The sequence below is a fragment of the Bifidobacterium moukalabense DSM 27321 genome (assembly GCF_000522505.1).
GTDB lineage: Bacteria > Actinomycetota > Actinomycetes > Actinomycetales > Bifidobacteriaceae > Bifidobacterium > Bifidobacterium moukalabense.
In genome coordinates, this window is record NZ_AZMV01000005.1 from 1 (window position 1) to 19,076 (window position 19,076).

18 protein-coding genes are annotated in these 19,076 nt (G+C 59.6%); 15 read left to right on the top strand and 3 right to left on the bottom strand.

Features of this window, described 5'->3' with window-relative positions:
- Together BMOU_RS05800 and BMOU_RS05805 are read right to left on the bottom strand one after the other, a co-directional pair.
- A partial coding sequence (locus tag BMOU_RS05800) for a hypothetical protein (protein ID WP_034875765.1) occupies positions 1 to 214 on the bottom strand: 214 nt, incomplete at its 3' end.
- Positions 215 to 724: 510 nt separating this feature from the next.
- Complete coding sequence (locus BMOU_RS05805) at positions 725 to 2,017, bottom strand: Fic family protein (RefSeq protein WP_034875767.1); 1,293 nt, start codon at positions 2,015 to 2,017, stop codon at positions 725 to 727.
- Positions 2,018 to 2,184: 167 nt separating this feature from the next.
- Here BMOU_RS05805 and BMOU_RS05810 point away from each other — a divergent pair, with 167 nt between their 5' ends.
- The 5 genes from BMOU_RS05810 (at position 2,185) to BMOU_RS05830 (ending at position 6,848) form a co-directional block, all read left to right on the top strand.
- Positions 2,185 to 2,637, top strand: coding sequence for a GntR family transcriptional regulator (locus BMOU_RS05810; RefSeq protein WP_034875768.1), 453 nt, complete (start codon positions 2,185 to 2,187; stop codon positions 2,635 to 2,637).
- Positions 2,634 to 3,740, top strand: coding sequence for a DUF1648 domain-containing protein (locus tag BMOU_RS05815; RefSeq protein ID WP_034875769.1), 1,107 nt, complete (start codon positions 2,634 to 2,636; stop codon positions 3,738 to 3,740). Before BMOU_RS05810 ends, BMOU_RS05815 begins: the two co-directional genes overlap by 4 nt.
- A 204-nt stretch (positions 3,741 to 3,944) precedes the next feature.
- Positions 3,945 to 4,727, top strand: a complete 783-nt coding sequence (locus BMOU_RS05820; RefSeq protein ID WP_034875770.1) for a hypothetical protein — start codon at positions 3,945 to 3,947, stop codon at positions 4,725 to 4,727.
- 81 nt (positions 4,728 to 4,808) lie between these two features.
- Complete coding sequence (locus BMOU_RS05825) at positions 4,809 to 5,750, top strand: DMT family transporter (protein WP_034875771.1); 942 nt, start codon at positions 4,809 to 4,811, stop codon at positions 5,748 to 5,750.
- A gap of 33 nt (positions 5,751 to 5,783) precedes the next feature.
- Positions 5,784 to 6,848 carry a YeiH family protein gene (locus BMOU_RS05830; RefSeq protein ID WP_034875772.1) on the top strand — a complete coding sequence of 355 codons (1,065 nt, stop codon included), beginning with the start codon at positions 5,784 to 5,786 and terminating at the stop codon, positions 6,846 to 6,848.
- Here BMOU_RS05830 and BMOU_RS05835 read toward each other — a convergent pair.
- Positions 6,808 to 8,184: a Na+/H+ antiporter NhaC family protein gene (locus BMOU_RS05835; protein WP_051428926.1), complete on the bottom strand. Its 1,377-nt coding sequence runs from the start codon at positions 8,182 to 8,184 to the stop codon at positions 6,808 to 6,810. The two genes, BMOU_RS05830 and BMOU_RS05835, sit on opposite strands and share 41 nt — an antisense overlap.
- Positions 8,185 to 8,331: 147 nt before the next feature.
- On the opposite strand from BMOU_RS05835, the gene BMOU_RS05840 reads away from it, so the two are divergent.
- The 10 genes from BMOU_RS05840 (at position 8,332) to BMOU_RS05885 (ending at position 18,971) form a co-directional block, all read left to right on the top strand.
- Positions 8,332 to 9,273, top strand: a complete 942-nt coding sequence (locus tag BMOU_RS05840; protein ID WP_034875774.1) for a LysR family transcriptional regulator — start codon at positions 8,332 to 8,334, stop codon at positions 9,271 to 9,273.
- 106 nt (positions 9,274 to 9,379) lie between these two features.
- On the top strand, positions 9,380 to 10,297 hold the full coding sequence (locus BMOU_RS05845; RefSeq protein ID WP_034875775.1) for a DUF362 domain-containing protein: 918 nt from the start codon (positions 9,380 to 9,382) through the stop codon (positions 10,295 to 10,297).
- Positions 10,298 to 10,362: 65 nt separating this feature from the next.
- Entirely contained in the window at positions 10,363 to 10,941 is a 579-nt protein-coding gene (locus BMOU_RS05850) for a uridine kinase family protein (protein WP_034875776.1), read from the top strand.
- Positions 10,942 to 11,014: 73 nt separating this feature from the next.
- A complete protein-coding gene (locus BMOU_RS05855) occupies positions 11,015 to 11,584 on the top strand; it encodes a hypothetical protein (RefSeq protein ID WP_034875778.1) in 570 nt (189 codons plus the stop codon).
- A gap of 172 nt (positions 11,585 to 11,756) precedes the next feature.
- Positions 11,757 to 12,593, top strand: coding sequence for a sulfite exporter TauE/SafE family protein (locus BMOU_RS05860; RefSeq protein ID WP_034875779.1), 837 nt, complete (start codon positions 11,757 to 11,759; stop codon positions 12,591 to 12,593).
- Positions 12,594 to 12,838: 245 nt separating this feature from the next.
- Positions 12,839 to 13,585 carry a helix-turn-helix domain-containing protein gene (locus BMOU_RS05865; protein WP_034875781.1) on the top strand — a complete coding sequence of 249 codons (747 nt, stop codon included), beginning with the start codon at positions 12,839 to 12,841 and terminating at the stop codon, positions 13,583 to 13,585.
- Positions 13,586 to 13,717: 132 nt separating this feature from the next.
- Positions 13,718 to 14,530, top strand: a complete 813-nt coding sequence (locus BMOU_RS05870) for a histidine phosphatase family protein (protein WP_034875782.1) — start codon at positions 13,718 to 13,720, stop codon at positions 14,528 to 14,530.
- Between the two features lie 125 nt (positions 14,531 to 14,655).
- Positions 14,656 to 15,945 (top strand): uracil-xanthine permease family protein, encoded by a 1,290-nt coding sequence (locus BMOU_RS05875; protein ID WP_034875783.1) that lies wholly within the window; start codon positions 14,656 to 14,658, stop codon positions 15,943 to 15,945.
- A gap of 133 nt (positions 15,946 to 16,078) precedes the next feature.
- Positions 16,079 to 16,789, top strand: a complete 711-nt coding sequence (locus BMOU_RS05880) for an SDR family oxidoreductase (protein WP_034875785.1) — start codon at positions 16,079 to 16,081, stop codon at positions 16,787 to 16,789.
- 70 nt (positions 16,790 to 16,859) lie between these two features.
- Positions 16,860 to 18,971, top strand: a complete 2,112-nt coding sequence (locus BMOU_RS05885; protein WP_034875786.1) for a DEAD/DEAH box helicase — start codon at positions 16,860 to 16,862, stop codon at positions 18,969 to 18,971.
- Positions 18,972 to 19,076 lie beyond the last annotated feature (105 nt).

Sequence of the window (19,076 nt, forward strand, 5' to 3'; positions counted from 1 at the left end):
CCTCTTCGTCGGCGCCGTAGACGTCTTCGACCCGGTCGGCGTCGTGCTCGAGGTCGCCGTCCTCGATGTCGATGTTCCACTGGCCGTTCGCCCACCAGATGCCTTTGCCGGTGTTCGCGTCGGCGAGGTAGAGGACGTCCCATGCGCCTTGGTTGATGGCGATGGGCTTGATGTCGGTTGCCTTGTTGGTGTTGATGTCGAGTGCGGTGAGCATTTTGATCGTGTCCTTTCTTGTTTGCTGACATGACCAATATTACCACGAGCGTAGTAACACGCAAGTCGGCGTGTCGCAAAGGGCTAGAATGGAAGTCGTCTTGTTTGCTGACACTTTCAAGACGAGAGGCGCGGCCGGGCAATGCAAACGGCCGCGCCTCCTCTCATTTGCGGACGCCGCCGACATCGGACTATGATTGCCCCTGAAAAAAAAGAAGAGTGCCTTTTGAGTACCCGAACGCTCCACAGGGCATGAAAACCGTTGGAAACGTTGGCTTCGACGTTTTATGCACACATTCAAGTTCAACGTGTCCAAGCACTGATTCCAATCGCCCGAAAACGGCGCGGTTCCAACGGTCATACAGCCTGCAGCCGTTGGAACCGCGCCGTTTTTGAATGCGTACGAAATGGCCGACGCGATAGTAAGCGACATGGCTGTGACGGCCGGTTTCCTTGGTGCGCTCATGATGCTCGACATCGTGGTATTTGACCGAATTCGATCGAGTTGCCTTCAGATCCTCGGCATAGCGCGTTCCGCCTGCTTGTTCAGGTCATCGTTCACGGCAACGCCCATTTTCCCGCGCAGCGATTCGGAGGCTCCAAACCGGAGCGGGCGTCTGCCGGTGAACTCGATGAGCCCGGCGCGGTCGAGCTCCTCCACATACTTGCGCATGGTCTGCTTCGTCAGCATGAGATCGGCCCCGGCCTCCTCCAAGGTCATTGATTTGGTGGTGTCAAAGAGTTCCTCTTGCATGACGGCGTAGAGAAGGCAGGTCGCGTTGTGAGAAAGTTTCAGTTCGTTTTCCAGTTCGTCGCGTAGGTCGCCGGCCTTGCCGAGCTGGTCGATCTTGACGCCCAGCTCGTCGATGAGCGATGTCTGTGCCCGTTCGATGAGCATGAGGAGTGTGGAGACGAAGAATGTGAGCTCCCCGCAGTTGAGCTTGTCTTCGGCTTCGGTGAACGCCTTGTAGTATCCGTTCTTGTTTTCGGCAATGGTGCGGGAGATCGACAGCACCGTGGGGATCGTGAGGCCATGACTGAGGTAGAGGGCGAGCAGATAGCGTCCTGTTCTTCCATTGCCGTCGTAGAACGGGTGGATGTACTCGAACAGGAAGTGGCTTGCGATGGACCGCTGCAGGAACGGCATCTCATCCGATTTGGCGAGATCGATCATCTGCGCAAGCAGCGCGGAGATCCGCGCTTCACCGCTGACGCCGCTGTAGATTGCGGTGCCATGCGGCCCCTGCACCTCCACGTCGCCTTTCCTGAACAGCTCTCCGTCCGGCCTGTCCTTGTCGTCCATCTCATCGAGTGCGATTTTGTCGTAGATAGACCGGATGTCTTCAAGGGTTTTTGGCAGTGCGATGTTCCTGTCGGTGAGGTTGAGGTACAACTTCGCGAATTCTCCGAATCTCGCCTTCCTCGCGTCTCCTTGCGTCTTGGCCTGCTTGGCCACGGCCACGGCAGCCTCGGTCTCCTTTCTGGTCGATCTGACGCCTTCCATCTCGTTCGTGGCGAACAGCTCCTCGGACACGGCATGGGTGATGTAGTTCCATTGCATGACGCCGGGAATGCTCTGCCACATGTCGGATATACGCCGTTCCGCCAGCAGTATCCTCTGTGTGAGCATGCTGATTCGTCGGGGTGTGGCCACGAATAATTCGCCCAATGGGGTGGTGATGCCGGTGGCGAAGGTGGAGTTGGCGCCGAGGCGTTGACTTGCGAGCAGGTCATGGTTGGCGTATGAGTCGCCGCTCCGGTCCGCATGGAACAGCCGTGCCAAAGTCCTATATTCATTATTCATCATACTTCATTCTCTTGTGTTAACCCTTATAAATCATATGAACTATAAATAAGTGTACTCAAAACGTCAGATGATGGTGGATAAATAATAATCAGTACAAATAATCAATCATCACAGTGTGGTATTGTTCTATATCAAGTAGAACAATATGGGAAAGAAGGGCGGAAGTGATTATCACCGTGGATAAGGCCGATGCCCTTCCTCTGTATGAGCAGCTGCGTCGGCAGATCATTGCCGGTCTTGCGCATGGAGAGCTCGAACCGGGCGATATGCTGCCTTCGGTGCGCCGGTTGGCGAAAGATCTTGGCATCAATCTCCATACGGTGAATAAGGCTTACGCCATGCTGAGAGATGAAGGCCATATCGTGATGCGTCGAGGGTCCGGCGCCATGGTTGCGCCCCGCGACGTCGGCTCCCTGTCGCAGCAGCATGATCGTGAAATGCGACGCATGTGCGACGATATCTACCGCATCGCCGTCGAATACAAGGCCCATGGCGGCTCGCTGGACGAATTCATGGCCGATGTGGAGCACAATGCTTCCGCCGTTTTTCGGGACGAAACCATCGACCGGTCCGGGAGCCATGCCGACGGTCAAGAAGCGGAGGAGGATCTGCGATGACGAATTGGATGATGGTCGCGATGGTTGCGCTCGAAGGCGTCAGTGTGACTCTCGCTCCTTGGATGGTGCGTCGCACGGTGTGCTTCGGGGTGAGCGTACCGGTTTCGGCGCAACGCGACCCTGGGATCAGACGTGCGAAAATCGGATATACCGCTTGTACTGGATCGGTGAGCGCGATAGCGGTAGCCGCAAGCATCGTCTGCTTGGTGCTGTGGGGAGCCCTCGGCGGAACCATTGCGGCGACGGCAACGTCGTTGCTGCTGATCGTGGTCTCATTCGCGCTGGTTGTGAGGTATCGCAAGCGCACAATGCAAATCAAACATGAGCGTGGCTGGAAGGCGACCAAGCTCGAACGCGCCGCGTTCCTTGCCGAAAACGCTGGCCCGGAGCCGCTGGGCCTGCACTGGGAACTACTGCACCTCGTGCCGGTCATCATAATGACCGCCTCCGTGTTCGTGCTGTATGACAGCATGCCCGACCGTCTGCCCATACATGTGAACGCTGCAGGTCGGATCGATGGTTGGCTGGATAAATCATTGTGGGTGGTGCTTGGCATGCCTTTGCTGATACAGCTCATCATGGCTGCGACGATGACTGCCGTTCATGCGATGATCATCCATTCGCCGCGGCGAATCGACCCGGAACGTCCTTCCATTTCCGGCTATGCATATGGACGCTTCTCCCGCGCATGGAGCGTCTACGTGTTGATTGTCGGCTTGACGGTGAATCTCGGATTCATCGGGCTGATTCCCATGTATGCGAACTGGTGGGGTATCCGCGCGTGGGGTTCGGTGATGATGCTGATCGCATTGGCGATCATTGTTGCGGCGCTGGTTCTTGCCGTGATCTTCGGCCAGTGCGGTTCTCGGACATGGCAATCGGATGGCGAGAACGAAGACGGAAACAACATGGCCGATGACGATGGCGACGAATGGGTGCTGGGCATGTTCTACTATTCGCCCGAAAATCCGGCCATCGTGGTGCCCAAGCGCATGGGGGTCGGATACACTTTCAACATGGCGCATCCCTTGGTCTGGCTGATATGTGCGGCGTTGGTGCTGTTGCTCATCGTCAGCCTCGCATTGCCCCTCATCTCAGGCTGAATCAACGATGGATGTCCTATTGGGAATGGCCTGATATGCCAATGCCAAGGGATGGCATGAATGAATTCAAATTCGCTGTGTCTGAAAAGTGATGCCACGCTGAGCGTAACTGGGCCCGATTCGAACGGTTGTTTCGAATCGGGCCTTACAATTAGGGGCGGAAAACGACCGTGAAACGAATATGAGACTTCAGAAGGTGAATGCATGATGGATGAAGCGGGGGAAAAGCGTTCGGGGTCGCACTGGCTCGCCGTCGCGGCCATCGTTGCGGTTCTGGTCGTGGCCGGTGCGGCCGGGGCGTACGTCTATCATGCCAAGCAGCAGGAGGCGCTGGCTGAATGCCGTCAGTCAGTGGCCGAATTCAGTTCCGCACGCAAGGCGATCCTCGATACCTCCGACAACAGCGGCGAACTGCAGAAGCTGGTCCGTAGCGTGCTTGGCGTCAATGACATCCTTGACGCGTTCTCCGATGCGGCCACCAGCGCGGAAGGCACCGTCGACACCGAGGGATGTTCCGCCGGTGCGACCATCACACAACTCAACCTCGTTTCGAAGACACTGCATAGCGCCACGGATTCGTTGAAGGACAGTCTTGCGAAAATCCAAGCCAAGAACCAATCCTCGGCGTCGAGCGGTTCCGGTGACGCCTCCGACGGTACGGCCTCGGATGGCGATTCCTCGGCGGCCGGCGGCGACGGCGGCGATTCGACCGATGACAAGACCCTGAGCGATGCCAAGGCGCAGCTGAGCGAATCCATAGACAAGGCCCAGACGTTGCTCGAACGGCTGTCGGGTGATTCCAGTGCGACATTGACCGGCAGGAAGCTGCTCAATGCGCTGTCCAAAGCCGTGGATGCCGGACAGAAACTCATCGACGACAGTGGCATCAAGGATTCCAAGTATTACAAGGCTGCCAAGGTCACCCTCGACGAAGCCATCACCATGGCCGACAACTGGGTTGACGGCCAATCTTCCAAGGCCGAGTGACGAATCCGCGTGTTGCACTTTGACGGGGGCATAAAGTGGCACGTGGAGCATACGGCGGAGAGGAAGAAAGCGTAGGGTGCCATGGGCGAAGTGAGCCGGGGCGCTGAGGTCGTGCAGTTGCAGTCGGAAGGCATTACCGTATCCAGGCCGGTCGCTCGTGTGATGATGCTGGTCAACGCCATCGTGTGGGGCACCGGCTACACCATGCTGAAGCATGCGCAGGATACCGTGCCGACGCAATGGCTGATGTTCTTTCGTATGGGTGCCGCCACATTGCTCATGGCCGTCGTGTTCCTTCATCGATTGCGTAGGATCCGTCTTCGCCGTTACGTCGTGCCCGGACTGATCCTTGCCCTGACCTACTGGATGGGTTTCCTGTTCCAGCTCAAAGGCTTGGAGACCACGTCACCCGGTCGCAACAGCTTCTTCACCGACACATACTGTGTGATGGTTCCGTTCATCGTCTGGGCCTTTACGCGCAGGCGCCCCAGTTGGCAGCATCTGGTCGCCGCGTTCGTATGCGCGTTCGGCATCGGACTTGTGTCGCTTAGCGGTGGCGGTGGCGCCGAGCTCATGCATATGAGTTTCGGCGACACCATGACCATCATCGGTGCGTTCTTCTTCGCCCTGAACCTGGTGCTGGTCGGATTCATGGGCAAGGGGTTCGATGCGATTGCATTGATGCTGATGGAGTTCTTCTGGTGCACCGCATTGTTCGGCAGTGGCGCCGTGCTCTTCGAAGGTGGTCCGTCCGTGGCATGGGCACGTTGGGACATAGTGCTGTGCATTGGTTATCTGGTGATTGGCTCCACGGTGATCGCCCAGGTGTTCCAGACGATCGCCGTGCAGAATCTGCCCACTTCCGAAGCCTCCGTGATTCTGAGCACCGAATGCATTTTCGCCATGCTTGTCTCCGTGCTCTTCGCAGGAGAGCGCCTCACTCTCCCGTCGGTATGTGGTTTCGCTCTGATTTTCGGCGCCATCCTGCTCTCCGAAGTCCAGTTGCCGGCGAAATGGCGGTGATTTGTCCGCGGACACCGGAAAACTTGGAATTTCATGAAAGAGTTTTGCGAGAAGTGGTGGAAGCGCATCGCCACCAGGGAAATGGTGTTCATCGGCATTGTGACGCTGGTTGCGTCGCTCGTCGCCTCGTGGTTGAAGCGGTTTCCGGGATTGAGCCTATTCGGTGCGCTGATCATTGCGCTGCTGATCGGCATGATCGCGCAGTTTCCGATTCGCCGATGGTATGCAGGCCGATCCGTTGCGCACAAGGCCGGTGTGAAGGATGCCGCCGGACTGATTTCCAACAAGCTGCTGCGCCTGGGCATCATCCTGCTCGGCTTCAAGCTCAACCTGACCGTGCTGTTCACGCAAGGCATCAAATGTCTGCCGATCGCCGCGGTTGTGGTGGCGCTTACCATTGTCGTATGCTACAACATCGCCCGCAGGATGGGTGTCGATCCACAGTTGGCGATTCTTGTGGCGGGCGGTACCGGCATATGTGGCGCGGCGGCCGTCATGGGACTGTCCGGCTCCATCAAGGTGCCGCCGGAACAGGAGGACGACAAGGCGAACAACGAGGTGATGGCCGTGGCCATCATCGCCATCATGGGGACCATCTTCGCATTGCTGGAGATCGCGCTCGGCCCGCTGACCGGCCTTACCAAGACGCAGCTGGGCATCACCGCCGGCGCATCCCTGCATGAGATCGCGCACGCCGTCGCCGCGGGTGACGCATTCGGCGCGGTTGACATCGCCACCATCATGAAGCTTTCGCGCGTGCTCATGCTGGTGTTCGCGGCCATCATCATTGCCGTCTGGTGGGACAGGAACCATTCCGAGATGCCGTCCGACGGCGAACGCAAGGTGTCGTTCCCGTGGTTCATGCTCGGTTTCATCGGCGCCTCCGTCATCGGCACCTTCGTGCCGTTCATCGCCACAATCACCCCGCAGCTGGTGGATTTCGCCTATATCGTGCTCGGTATGGCCATGGCCGCGCTCGGCATCAACGTGAACTTCAAGGCCATCGCCAAGAAGGGGCGGAAGGCGTTCCTCGCCAGTTTCATCACGTCGGTTCTGCTCATGTGCTTTGCCGCCGGAGTGGCGTTCGTCTTCTTCTGACGATTCCTCCCTCCGCCATGTTTCCGCGTATCGCCGTTCTGCAGGGGAGGGGAAGTGAGGCGGCCAGCAGACCCGTTATCGGCAGCAGATACAGGAAGCAGGCGAACAGCAGGCTGACGGTCGGGGCCCCGACCGAGGCGAGCGGCACCGCGCCGGCAATCGACCAGGGGATGAGCGGCGCCACCACCACGGCGGTGTCCTCAAGATTGATTGCATGCCGGTGCTCGTCAGGTTCGACTTCGCGGCACAGCTGGTCGGTGAGCATGATCGACAGCGTCTGATTGCAGGCTACGCAGCCCGTCACCATGGATGTGACGAACGTGGCGCCGAATCCTCCGATGCGATCAGCGATGCGCCGGACCAGCAGATGCGCGCCACGCAGCAGGCCGGTCTCTTGGAAGATGCCGGAATATGATGACGAAATGCAGACGATCAGCATCACTTTGATCATCGAGACGATGCCGCCGCCATCGATCAGCGGCGCCACCCGAGAATCCGTGCAATGGTAGCCGAATACCAATGCACGGGCCACGGAAAGCCAATCCATATGCTGTACGAACAGGCATATCGGCAGGGCTGTGCAGATGCTGGCGCCCATCGTCAGTCGCACGTCCACGCGTGCGACTGCCAGAACGATCAGCACCACGGCAGGTAGTACCGTCACCCAATGCAGATTGAACGCGCCGCCGAACAGGGCGGCGACATCCACCGAACCGGCGGAAGGGCGCGTACACAGAGCCAGGGACGCATAGACGACGCAGGTCAGCACGAACGGTATCGCGGCCGTACGCAGCATAAGCCGTATGTTCTCGAAGATATTCGTATGCGTCAGTGTCTTGACCAACTGCGCGCTTGTGGAGACGGGGGAGCATCGGTCGCCGAAATACACGCCGGAAAGAATCGCACCGCCCAAGAACATCGGTGAAACCTGCATGGATGTGCCGAGTGTCATGGTGATCACGCCCATTGTCGCGGCCGAAGCGAACGATGAACCGGTCAATAGCGACATCAGGCAGTTGAGCAGGAACGTCAGCAAAATCACCACATGCGGGCGTACCAGGGCCGTCGCGTTCGTCACGATGAACGGTACGGTGCCGGCCGCACGCCACACCGTGGTCAACAGGCCTATCAGCACGAATGTGACCACTACGATGCTGGCCGCCTTCATGGTGGCGAAACCCCCGCGGAGCATGGGCTTCCAGGCATGTCCGGTCAGGCGTCCGTGAACGAGAAAGATGAGTACGCCGACGGCCAGTGCCGGGACTATGGAGATGCCGGCTGCGATACACGATACAAGTGCCGCGCAAAACAGCGCCATGGTGACGATCTCGGCCATGAATCTCCCCTCCCGGCCCGTGGCCGGCGTAGTGTCGGATTCAGGTGTCTGAAGCCCATCCGGCACGGTGGTCTGAATGAAACCTTCGTAAGGTTAACAGGAATATTACGAAATAATCCGATTCAGGTCACAGGTAAAATACTGTGTATGAACTTCCTGAGCATGGACTACTTCATCATGATTGCCAAAGAACGCAGCTTCACCAAGGCCGCGAAACGGCTTGGCATCACGCAACAGACCTTGAGCGCGCATATCGCGAATCTCGAGCGGGAGGTCGGCTGCGACCTCGTCGTACGTCATGTGCCGCTGGAACTGACCTATGCGGGGGAGACCTTCCTGAGGTACGCCACCGGTTTCCAGCACGATCACACGATGATGATGCAGGAGTTCAACGATATCGCGCACGACGAGACCGGTGTCCTGCGAGTCGCCGTCGCACACACCAGGGAGCGCACCATCATGCCTCGCATCATCGCCGCCTACCAGCGCAAAAGGCCCGGCATCATGGTCGACATGGTCGAGGGAGCCAATGAACGCCATGCGAGGCGTCTGATCGACGGTGAGGTCGATATCGCCATTGCGCATTTCGACCGTGCTCCGGTCGGCGTGGAATTGGTCGATTTCTACAGCGAGGAGATGGTGCTGATCATGTCCAACCGGCTGTGGATGAGCGCCGTCGCCGGCGGTTCCGCCTGCGACATCGGCTCCGACGAGGCGGAACGACGCATCGCACAAGGCGATTGTCTGCCGTTGAAGGATTGCCCGTTCATACTCGGCCAGCCCGACGATATCGATGGCCATATCGCAGCCGAACTGTTCCGACGCGCAGGGTTCAGGCCTCAGGTCAGGGCCCGATCCGGCAATCTGCAGACCGCGCTCGCATTGACGCAGCTTGGCGTGGGCGCAAGTCTGACGATCCGGCAGTTCCTTGATGAGATGCTTGATGCCGAATCGCGCAGGGACTTGCGCGTTCTGCCAATCGGTGAAGACGCGCGCTATGCCATCAGTTTCGGCATACGTAGGCAAAGCTATCAGTGGAGCGCCATCACCGATTTCATACAGGTGGCCCGTGAGGTATTGACGCCCTGAGGCCACGTGCGCCACATCCGTTCTGGGTGACGCGGGATGTGGTTTGCTTCAAGTCGGCTTTAAGTTGCTAGGCTGGGAATGACGACAAGATGAATCGAGGACGATTATGACCGAAATCGACGGCACCCGACTGGAACGGCTGGAACACCGTACCAACGACCCCCAGGCTCCGGAAGTCTTCTTTACGCCGGTTATCACTCCGGAAAGCCTGATCGCCGCCTATCGTGCACTGGGCGCGACGCCGGAAGGCAAGGTGGCCATCAAGATCCATTCGGGTGAATCCGAGCAATCCAACAATCTCAATCCGGCGCTCGTCAAGGATCTCGTGCGGGAGATCGGCGGCACGTTGGTGGAATGCGCCACCGCATACGATGGCAATCGTGAGACTCCGGAGAAAAGCCTCAAGGTGTTCAAGGAGCGCGGCTACGGTGACATCGCCCCGATCCAGATCATGGATATGGGCGGCGAGATCGAGATTCCGGTTGCGAAATACAAGCATATTCCGTATGACATCGTCGGTGTGCACGTCGACGACTATGACTCCCTCTTTGTGCTTTCGCACTTCAAAGGGCATCCGATGGGCGGCTTCGGCGGTGCGCTGAAGAACGTGTCCATCGGCATCGCCTCGTCAAACGGCAAGCGTTGGATTCACTCCGCCGGCGTTGCCAAAGACCACTGGGTCACGGCCGAGCAGGACGATTTCCTCGAGTCCATGGCCGAAGCCGATGAAGCTGTGATCAGCCACATGCACGGCAGCATGATGTATCTGAACGTGATGAATCGTCTATCCGTGGATTGCGACTGCTTCGCCACACCGTCCGAGCCGGACATGCATGACATCGGCGTGCTGTCCTCGCTTGATCCGGTGGCGCTTGACCAGGCCTGCGTCGATCTGATCCACGTGGCTCCCGATGGCGCTTCGGTGACCGAGCGCATCGCCACACGGCATGGCGAACACACGCTTGAGTATGCCGAGGAACTGGGCATCGGCTCACGGGCCTACCGTCTGACCGTGCTCGAGTAGAGCCGATTCGATCATTGCGGTTGCGACTCCTGCAATGGCAAGAATCGTATGGAAGGAGAATCCCGATGAGGCCCGTCGAAGGCAGCGGATCCGTAATTGGCCGCATGGAACGGTTGCTGACCGAGGGCCGGTGCGCGTTCGTCGCCATCGACGGTCCATGCGCATCCGGCAAAACCATGTTCGCCGCTAGGCTGCATGACCGCTTCGGCGGCAATGTGCTGCACATGGATGATTTCTTCCTGCGCCCCGAACAGCGTACGCCCGAGCGCTTCGTCGAACCCGGCGGCAACGTCGATCACGAACGGTTTGAAGCCGAGGTGCTGAAGCCGTTGGCGGCCGGGGAGCCGGTACGGTACCGGCCATGGGATTGCCGTACCGGCGACTTCGCGACGTCACGCATCATCGAACCGGCCCCGCTCACCGTCGTTGAAGGAAGCTACAGCATGCATCCCACATTGCGTGGCTACTACGATCTGATGATCTGCCTCGCCATCGACCCGACCGAACAGCTTCGCCGTCTGGAAGCGCGCAATCCCCGTATGCTGCGGCGATTCATCGATGAATGGATTCCGCTCGAAAACCGCTATTTTGAATTGACTGACACCCAGGAAGGCGCCGATCTTCTCATCGACACCGCCATCTAAAAAAACTTCCCCCGATCCTTCCTCCGACGAGGAAGATGCCCCTGAGGGGACGAGGAGAGCAAAGGAGAACCCAATGTCCACCACATCCATCGCACTGCGCCGCACCGACCTGCCGCGTTTGAGCCTGACCGTCAAGGCCTCCGCCACCGTGCTCGCCATCGTGGCCGCGGTCGCACTGCCACAGCTGTTCCACGTTATCGGCGTCGTTTCCGGGCAGGGCACCATGCTCGGCGTCGCATTCCTGCCGATGCATCTGCCCATCATCTTCGTCGGTCTGATCGCCGGCCCGGCCGTCGGCGCCATCGCCGGCGCGGCGGCCCCACTGGTCAGCTTCATGCTATCCGGCATGCCGGTGCTGGCCATGCTGCCGCTGATGATGATCGAATTGTGCGCCTACGGTCTGATCGCCGGCCTGCTGCGTTCCGTGAAGATGCCAAGTCTGGTGAAGGTCGTGCTCGCCCAGCTGGCCGGCCGAATCGTGCTGACACCCGCCACTGCGATCGCCGTGTTCGCCTTCGGCTCGGGCAATTCCATCTCAGCCACGTGGACCAGTGACCTTGCCACGGGACTGCCGGGCCTTGCCCTGCAGTGGGCGCTTATTCCGCTTGCGGCCTACTGGACCGAGTCCCTTATCAGGCGCTGAACGATCCTCCCTCCGCATTCATCCTCTCGTCTCCCGGCGAAGAAGATGGCCCGAGGGGCGGAGGAACGGATCACGCCACGTTCTGAACAACCTGTGACCTCCACGAGCCAAGTCATTAGACTTGGCTCTCGTCATCCATGAGGCCGCACGTCAAACGAATATAGGGAGTGCCATGATCGCCGGAGTATCCGTCACCACGCTGTTGCTCGTTCTGATCGCCGGCATAGGAGCCGGATTCGTCGGCTACGCGGTCGGCGCGTCCTCGCTGATCTCCTACCCGGCGTTGCTCGCATTCGGCATTCCTCCGGTGCTGTCGAACACCACCAACACCGTCGGCGTGGTCGGCACCGGCATCGGCGGTCTGCTGGCCGCCCGCAAGGAGCTCAAAGGCCAGCGCACGCGCGTGATCGTCTATGCGCTGATCGGTCTGGCCGGTGGCATCGTCGGCGGTCTGCTGCTACTGGAACTGCCTGCCGAGGTCTTTGAATTCGCCGTACCTCCGCTGATTCTGTTCAGCTCGGCGATCATCGCGCTGAATCCACGCAAAAAGGCGGCCGCACGAGACGCCGTGGCACAGGCGTTGCCGGAATCCGAACAGGGCGAGCAGGCCGCGCGAATCGCAAATGAATCAAGTGACGGCAGGCTGCACGACCCCTGGTGGCTGTGGCTCGGCGTGAGCTTTGTCGGCGTCTATTCAGGCTATTTCGGCGCGGCCGCCGGCACGCTGACCCTGGCCGTGCTTGATCTGGGCAAGATCGGCCCGTTCCATCAGATCAACGCGTTGAAGACCGTGGTCGGCTTCGGCGCGAACATCTCCGCCGCCATCATGTTCATCGTGCGCGGTTCCGTCTACTGGCCGTTCGCCATCGTGATGTGTCTCGGCTGCATCATCGGCAGCGCCATCGCCCCGCCGGTCACCCGCCATATTCCGGAGAACGTCATGCGTGCCGCCGCCGTTCTGACCGGCGTCATCCTGGCCGTCAAGCTCGGCTGGAGCACCTACTTCTAGATTCGATGCCTCATTACGGGCTACGGACGTCTCGGTATGCTTACCATGGCTAGTTGGACGTCGACCGATCCCGACCGGGCAGTCCGGTTTCACGATGTATACGCATGGTCTCGTTGCAAAGGTGCTGTGCGGCTTCATTTTCGGGAGACGGCTTGAAACCGAAATCTTGGAACGAGCATGCCGACAAGACGTGAGTTATATAATTATCGTAATGACTGTCGGATTTGCCAAGGGTGGGAGGTCGCATGGCGGTTGTCGATGAGGCGAAGCTGCGGTATCTGGACTTTCTCTCGCGCGAGGACAGGGTACGTCATCATCGCTATGTGGAGGAGATGAAACAGTACGATCTGATGCGTTCGGGCGACATCAGCGCCATTTCCGAAAGCAACAGACTGTGGGATTCGGGCCTGTACGGCTATCTGTCGGACGATCCGCTCAAGAATGCGAAATACCGGTTCGTCACCACCATCACGCTCGCCACACGCTTCGCCATCGAAGGCGGCATGGATGAGGAGGATGCCTACAATGCCTCCGACCTGTACATCCAGGATCTCGACAACTGCAAGACCGCCGACGATGTGCGCCGGCTGCACACCGACATGATGACGTTCTTCACATGGGCGATGGCGGACATGCAGAAGGCCGAGACGCATTCCAAAGCGGTGAACGAATGCATGGATTACATCCACTACCATCTGCATGAGAAGATCACCGTGCCGATTCTCGCCGAGCATGTGCATCTGAACCCGACGTATCTGTCGGAGCTGTTCGTGCGGGAGACGGGAACGTCGCTGTCGCAATATGTCACCGATAAGCGTATGGAGGCGGCGGAGAACATGCTCAAGTATTCGGAGTACAGCTTCAATGAGATCGCGCAGATCCTCGCATACCGGTCGCAAAGCCACTTCACGAAGGTGTTCAAGAAGCACAGCGGCATGACGCCGGGGGAGTACCGTCGCAAGTATGCGCAAGCCGGAATCTGGCCGGAATAGTGAACGTTCGATGGCCGTCATGCGAAATTTCTTCGCGAGTGGCGCAACGATGCGGAGGGTCCCTCCCGTAATCCGCTACGGTAGAGATGGTTCAATGACGACGGATGAAGGTAAGCAAAGGAATAATCGAATATGGGAATGCCTCTTGATCTGTATGTGATTCGCCACGGTGAATCCGAGGCGAACGTCATCATCAGTGCCGGCGAACAGGGCGATGATTCGCTGTTCACGCAAGACAACGTGACCGTGCCGGACCGTTCGTGGAGACTCACTGCGATCGGCCGCAAACAGGCCGACTGCATCGGCCGGTGGTTGGTGGCGCAGCAGCAGCTGTTCGACCGTTATCTGGTCTCTCCGTATGTGCGCACCCGCGAGACCGCGGCGACCATGGCGCTGCCGAAGGCGAAATGGGAGGAGACGCGTGTGCTGCGCGAACGTTCATGGGGTGAGATCAACACCATCACCAAGGACGATTTCAAGAACAACTATGCGCGCAACTGGATGTTCAAGAACACCGACCCGCTGTACTGGAGGCCGCCGGCGGGCGAATCCATCGCCGATGTGGCCGAGAACCGCGTGCACAACCTGCTCACGTCCCTGGATCGCAAGTCGGACGCAGAATCCGTGGTGATGGTCAGCCACGGCGACCTGATGCTTGCGCTGATGCTTACGTTGGAGGACCTCTCCGACGAGGAGTTCATGCATCGTGCGGCATCCGACGAGTGGCGGATCACGAACTGCACCTGTTTCCATTATTCCCGTCGGGATCCGGCGACCGGGCGCACCCACAAACGTCTCCGTTGGGAGCAGACCGCACGTCCGGTGTTCGACGAGACGGAGGGACGTTGGGTGGTGAAGGTCGACGAATGGCGGGAGTTCAAGCGACCGGTGCTGTCCAACGGCGATCTGGTGGATGTGGTGCACGCCGTCGACCGCCACCTATGACGCCGTCTGACTCCAGGACGGCCACCCGCTGAAACGTGCCGTGCGTTCGGAGCCATTACAATGGCCTGTGACGCGCGGCACGTTTCCGTTGTTCTGCCGCGTGAGAGAGTTAAGGAGACAATCGCATGTCCAACTTGTTCACATGGAGGATTCACGGTGACGGCAAGACGCTGCACCCAGGCGAGGTGGTCGAACCCGATGAGCGCCTGACCTGGCCCCGTACCGCGGAAATCGGTGCGCAGCACGTGATCGCCATGTTCGGCGCCACCTTCCTGGTGCCGATCCTGACCGGTTTCGATCCGTCGACCACGCTGTTCTTCACGGCGATGTCGACCGCACTGTTCCTGCTGATCAACAAGAACGTGCTGCCGAGCTATCTGGGCTCATCCTTCGGCTTCATCGCCCCGATCACCGCGGTGACCACCGCGCATAAGGGCATCGCCGTCGCGTCCTTCGGCATCATGGTCACCGGCCTGCTGCTGGCCTTGGTCGGCGTGCTCGTGCACTTCGCCGGTGCCAAATGGATCGACATCATCATGCCGCCGGTCGTCAACGGTGCCATCGTGGCCATCATCGGCTTCAATCTGGCTCCGAGCGTGTGGAGCAACTTCCAGGCGGCTCCCGACACCGCAGTGGTGACCCTGCTTGCCGTGCTGTTGATCGCCGTGCTGTTCAAGGGGCTGCTCGGGCGACTCAACATCCTGATCGGCGTGATCATCGGGTATGTGTACGCCTGCATCCGTGGGCAGGTCGACTTCTCCGCCATCGGCGAGGCCTCATGGGTCGGATTGCCGGACTTCCACCTGCCGCAGGTTGACTTCTCCATCCTGCCGATGTTCGTGCCTGTGGTGCTTGTGCTGGTCGCCGAAAACGTCGGTCATGTGAAGTCGGTCTCGCAGATGACCGGACGTGATTACGACGATCAGATCGGCACGGCCCTGTTCGCCGACGGCCTGGGCACCACCATCGCCGGCTTCGGTGGAGGTTCCGGCACCACCACCTACGGCGAGAACATCGGTGTGATGGCCGCCACCAAGGTGTATTCCACCGCGGCCTATTGGTGTGCCGCCGCCTTCGCGCTCATTCTGAGCCTGTGCCCGAAGTTCGGTGCCATCATCAACACCATTCCCGCGGGCGTGCTCGGTGGCGTGACCACCTTGCTGTACGGCATGATCGGCATGATCGGCATTCGCATCTGGGTCGAGAACAAGGTCAATTTCGACAAGCCGATCAACATCATGGTCGCCGCCATCACGATGATCATCGCCATCGGCCAGTTCGCGTTCTCCGTCAACGGCATCTCGTTCAACGGCATCGCCATCGGCACGATCGTGATTCTTGTCGCCTACCATGGCCTCAAGGCCATCGGCAAGGCCACCGGCACCATCGCCAAGGATGATCCGGACGTCCTGTAAGGGATGCATGGTCGATGCCCCTTCGGATGAGGGGCATCGACATAAGCATGTCAATCGTTTGACCTCAAGTGCGGTTGAGGATCTATGATGATGAGCGTCGGCAATGCAGGCAACACCAACAGGGGGAGTCACCATGAACACCGCAACAGGTAGGAAAATCGCCATCGTCACCGGTTCCGCACTGGGTCTCGGCTATGAGCTGACCCGCCAGCTGATCGACCAGGGCTGGTTCGTGGCCGGCATCGACTTCAACACGGAACGTCAGGCGGAGCTGTCGAAATCCTTCGGCAAAGACGAATATCGTGCCTTCGTGGGTGATGTTTCCGACGAATCCTTCGTGAGGAACTCCATCGCGGCCATCAGGCGAATCGGCCATATCGACCTGCTGATCAACAATGCAGGGCAGCCGTCGTTCAAAGCGCCGACCGCGTACGAGGCCGCCGATGTCGATAAGTGCCTGAAAGGGCTCAGGGGCATGATCCTCTGGAGCGTCGAAACATTGAAGGCCGACGGAGAGGCCGACCTCAAAATCGCCAACGTCATGAGCACCGCGGCGACCCGCGGCAACGCCAATGAGTCCGTGTACTGCGCCACCAAGTGGGGTGAGAAGGGCTACACGAACAGTCTTAAGGCGGCCTACAAGGGTTCCAGCGTGAAAATCGTCGGCGTGTATCCGGGCGGCATCGACACCGACTTCTATCGTGACAGCCATGACTACGTGTCCGAAGAGAAGCAGCATACCTTCATGAGCCCGGCCGAGCTGGCGAAGGTCATCCTGTTCAATCTGGTCAATGACGCCGATTTGACGGTCTCCGACATTCTCATCGAACGCAACTACCGTTGAAAGTATCGGGCATGGGCTATTGTTAACAGGTTTGCGCAACGTGCGTAAAAGTTTGACATGAAAGGCCACTGTGCCCGATACCGTTTTTGAAGAAGATGCCCTCGCAGACAACGTGTCCGAATACGGCGAGGAAGAGGAACGTCCGCTGACGTTCGCCGAATTGGGCGTTCCCGGCCCGCTCGTGCGCGTGCTTGCGGCTGACGATAAGAAGACCGCCTTCCCGATTCAGGCGGATACCCTGCCGGATTCCCTGGCCGGTCGCGACGTGCTTGGCCGTGGCCGTACCGGTTCCGGCAAGACCCTGGCGTTCTCCATTCCGATGGTCGCCCGCCTTGGAGAGGTGGACGCCGGCGAATACGAGAACATGAGCCAGTTCCGTCATGAGGTCAAACGCGTGCAGCAGGGTCACGCCGAGGAACGTCGTTCCGAGGATTTCGTGCCGAGCCCACGCGGCTTGGTGCTGGCTCCCACCCGTGAGCTCGCCAATCAGATCAATGATGTGCTGATGCCGTTGGCGCAGATCTACGGCATGAGCACCACCACGATTTACGGCGGCGTGCGCTACGCCCGCCAGATTCGTGATCTGAAGGCCGGTGCCGATATCGTGGTCGCCTGCCCGGGCCGACTCGAAGACATGATTCAGCAGCATGCGCTGACTCTGGAGAACGTGCAGGTCGCCGTGATCGATGAGGCGGATGAGATGGCCGATATGGGCTTCCTGCCTCCGGTCAAGCGACTGCTCGCCCAAGTGTCGTTCGACGCGCAGATCATGCTGTTCTCCGCCACGCTCGACCACGGCGTGGATGAGGTCGTGGATACGTTCCTGACCGACCCGAAGGTGCACAGCGTTGATTCCGCTACCGCGGCGGTCGACGAGATGACCCACCACGTGTTTGAGACCACGCAGGCCGAACGCGCCGAACTGGTGCGTACGCTCGCCTCCGGCTCGGGCCGTCGCATCCTGTTCACCCGTACCAAGTTCCAGACGCAGAAACTGGCCAAGGATCTGACCAAGCGAGGCATTCCCGCGGCCGAACTGCACGGCAACCTGAGTCAGAATCAGCGTGACCGCAATCTAGCCGCCTTCGAATCCGGCGACGTGAACGTGATGGTCGCCACCGACGTGGCCGCGCGAGGCATCGACGTGAGCGGTGTGGAACTCGTGGTGCAGGTTGAACCGCCGGAGGACTCGAAGTCCTTCCTGCACCGCTCCGGACGCACCGCACGAGCCGGCAAGTCCGGCGACGTGGTCACCATCGTATTGCCGAACCAACGACGCAGGGTCCGCCGCCTGCTGCACGAGGCTGGTCTCAAGATCAAGCCGATCGAAGTGACGCACGACTCTCCGGAGGTGCTTGAGCTTGTGGGCGAAGTGGCTGAACCGGTGTTCGGCTGGACGCTCGAGCAATCCCAGCCGGCGGGCAATCCCCGTCGAAGGAGGAATGGCAGGGGCGGCACCGAACGCGGCGATCGCTTCGGGCATGCGAATCGTTCCGGCGGGCGTAACAAGGATCGCGGCAAGGACAAGGGCGGCAAGCCCTTCAAATCCGAGCGCGGCGGCCGTAACGAACGTTCCGAGCGGTACTCCGATAACCATGAGGAGCATTTCGAACCGAAGAGGAACCGTGCCGAGCGACGTGCCGAAAAGTTCAAGGGGCGCAGCAACCGCGAGGCCATCGCCCGTGAGGAGCGTTGGGAGAATCCAGAGGGCCAGCGGACCCGTCGGGACGAGCATGAGGGGAAGCGCAACAACAAGCGCCGCGAAAAGTATGCCCGTCTGCACGAGCAGCAGCGCGCCGAGTCGGATGAATCGCAGGATTCCGGCCGTCGCGGGTTCTCCGGCAAAAAGGCCAAGCAGTCCCGAAAGCAGTTTGACGGGAATCAGGGCGCCCCTTCCAGGAAGCAGCGCAAGGCTGACGCACGTGATCGGCGCCGTTTCGAAGACGATCGCCAGGGCGGCCGTAATGAACGTGGCAATCGCGGCGGTCGCTATGACGGGCAGCAGGGTGGCAGGCGCATCCATCGTAAGGAAATACGCGTGATTCAGGACGAGCGTTCCGCAGATGCGAAGCGCCATGATCGCCGTATGGAGGCCAAGCACGGCGAACGCCACGATAAGCACGCCGGCAAGCCGTTCCGTAAGCATTCGAAAATACGAAAGACGCCGTTCCGCATGCGCTGATCGTCGGCGATGATTCGCATGGTCGTTCATCTTCCTGTCATTGGAGATGAACGACCATGTTGCATATCAGGTGACGCCCCTGCCGGGTGATTCGCCGGAACGGAA

Excerpts from the sequence above, each read along its gene's own strand:
- BMOU_RS05860 (WP_034875779.1), top strand. The coding sequence starts at position 11,757 with ATGATCGCCGGAGTATCCGTCACCACGCTGTTGCTCGTTCTGATCGCC.
- BMOU_RS05850 (WP_034875776.1), top strand. The coding sequence starts at position 10,363 with ATGAGGCCCGTCGAAGGCAGCGGATCCGTAATTGGCCGCATGGAACGG.
- BMOU_RS05845 (WP_034875775.1), top strand. The coding sequence starts at position 9,380 with ATGACCGAAATCGACGGCACCCGACTGGAACGGCTGGAACACCGTACC.
- BMOU_RS05820 (WP_034875770.1), top strand. The coding sequence starts at position 3,945 with ATGATGGATGAAGCGGGGGAAAAGCGTTCGGGGTCGCACTGGCTCGCC.
- BMOU_RS05840 (WP_034875774.1), top strand. The coding sequence starts at position 8,332 with ATGAACTTCCTGAGCATGGACTACTTCATCATGATTGCCAAAGAACGC.
- BMOU_RS05835 (WP_051428926.1), bottom strand. The coding sequence starts at position 8,184 with ATGGCCGAGATCGTCACCATGGCGCTGTTTTGCGCGGCACTTGTATCG.
- BMOU_RS05830 (WP_034875772.1), top strand. The coding sequence starts at position 5,784 with ATGAAAGAGTTTTGCGAGAAGTGGTGGAAGCGCATCGCCACCAGGGAA.
- BMOU_RS05880 (WP_034875785.1), top strand. The coding sequence starts at position 16,079 with ATGAACACCGCAACAGGTAGGAAAATCGCCATCGTCACCGGTTCCGCA.
- BMOU_RS05855 (WP_034875778.1), top strand. The coding sequence starts at position 11,015 with ATGTCCACCACATCCATCGCACTGCGCCGCACCGACCTGCCGCGTTTG.
- BMOU_RS05865 (WP_034875781.1), top strand. The coding sequence starts at position 12,839 with ATGGCGGTTGTCGATGAGGCGAAGCTGCGGTATCTGGACTTTCTCTCG.
- BMOU_RS05875 (WP_034875783.1), top strand. The coding sequence starts at position 14,656 with ATGTCCAACTTGTTCACATGGAGGATTCACGGTGACGGCAAGACGCTG.
- BMOU_RS05825 (WP_034875771.1), top strand. The coding sequence starts at position 4,809 with ATGGGCGAAGTGAGCCGGGGCGCTGAGGTCGTGCAGTTGCAGTCGGAA.
- BMOU_RS05805 (WP_034875767.1), bottom strand. The coding sequence starts at position 2,017 with ATGAATAATGAATATAGGACTTTGGCACGGCTGTTCCATGCGGACCGG.
- BMOU_RS05815 (WP_034875769.1), top strand. The coding sequence starts at position 2,634 with ATGACGAATTGGATGATGGTCGCGATGGTTGCGCTCGAAGGCGTCAGT.
- BMOU_RS05870 (WP_034875782.1), top strand. The coding sequence starts at position 13,718 with ATGGGAATGCCTCTTGATCTGTATGTGATTCGCCACGGTGAATCCGAG.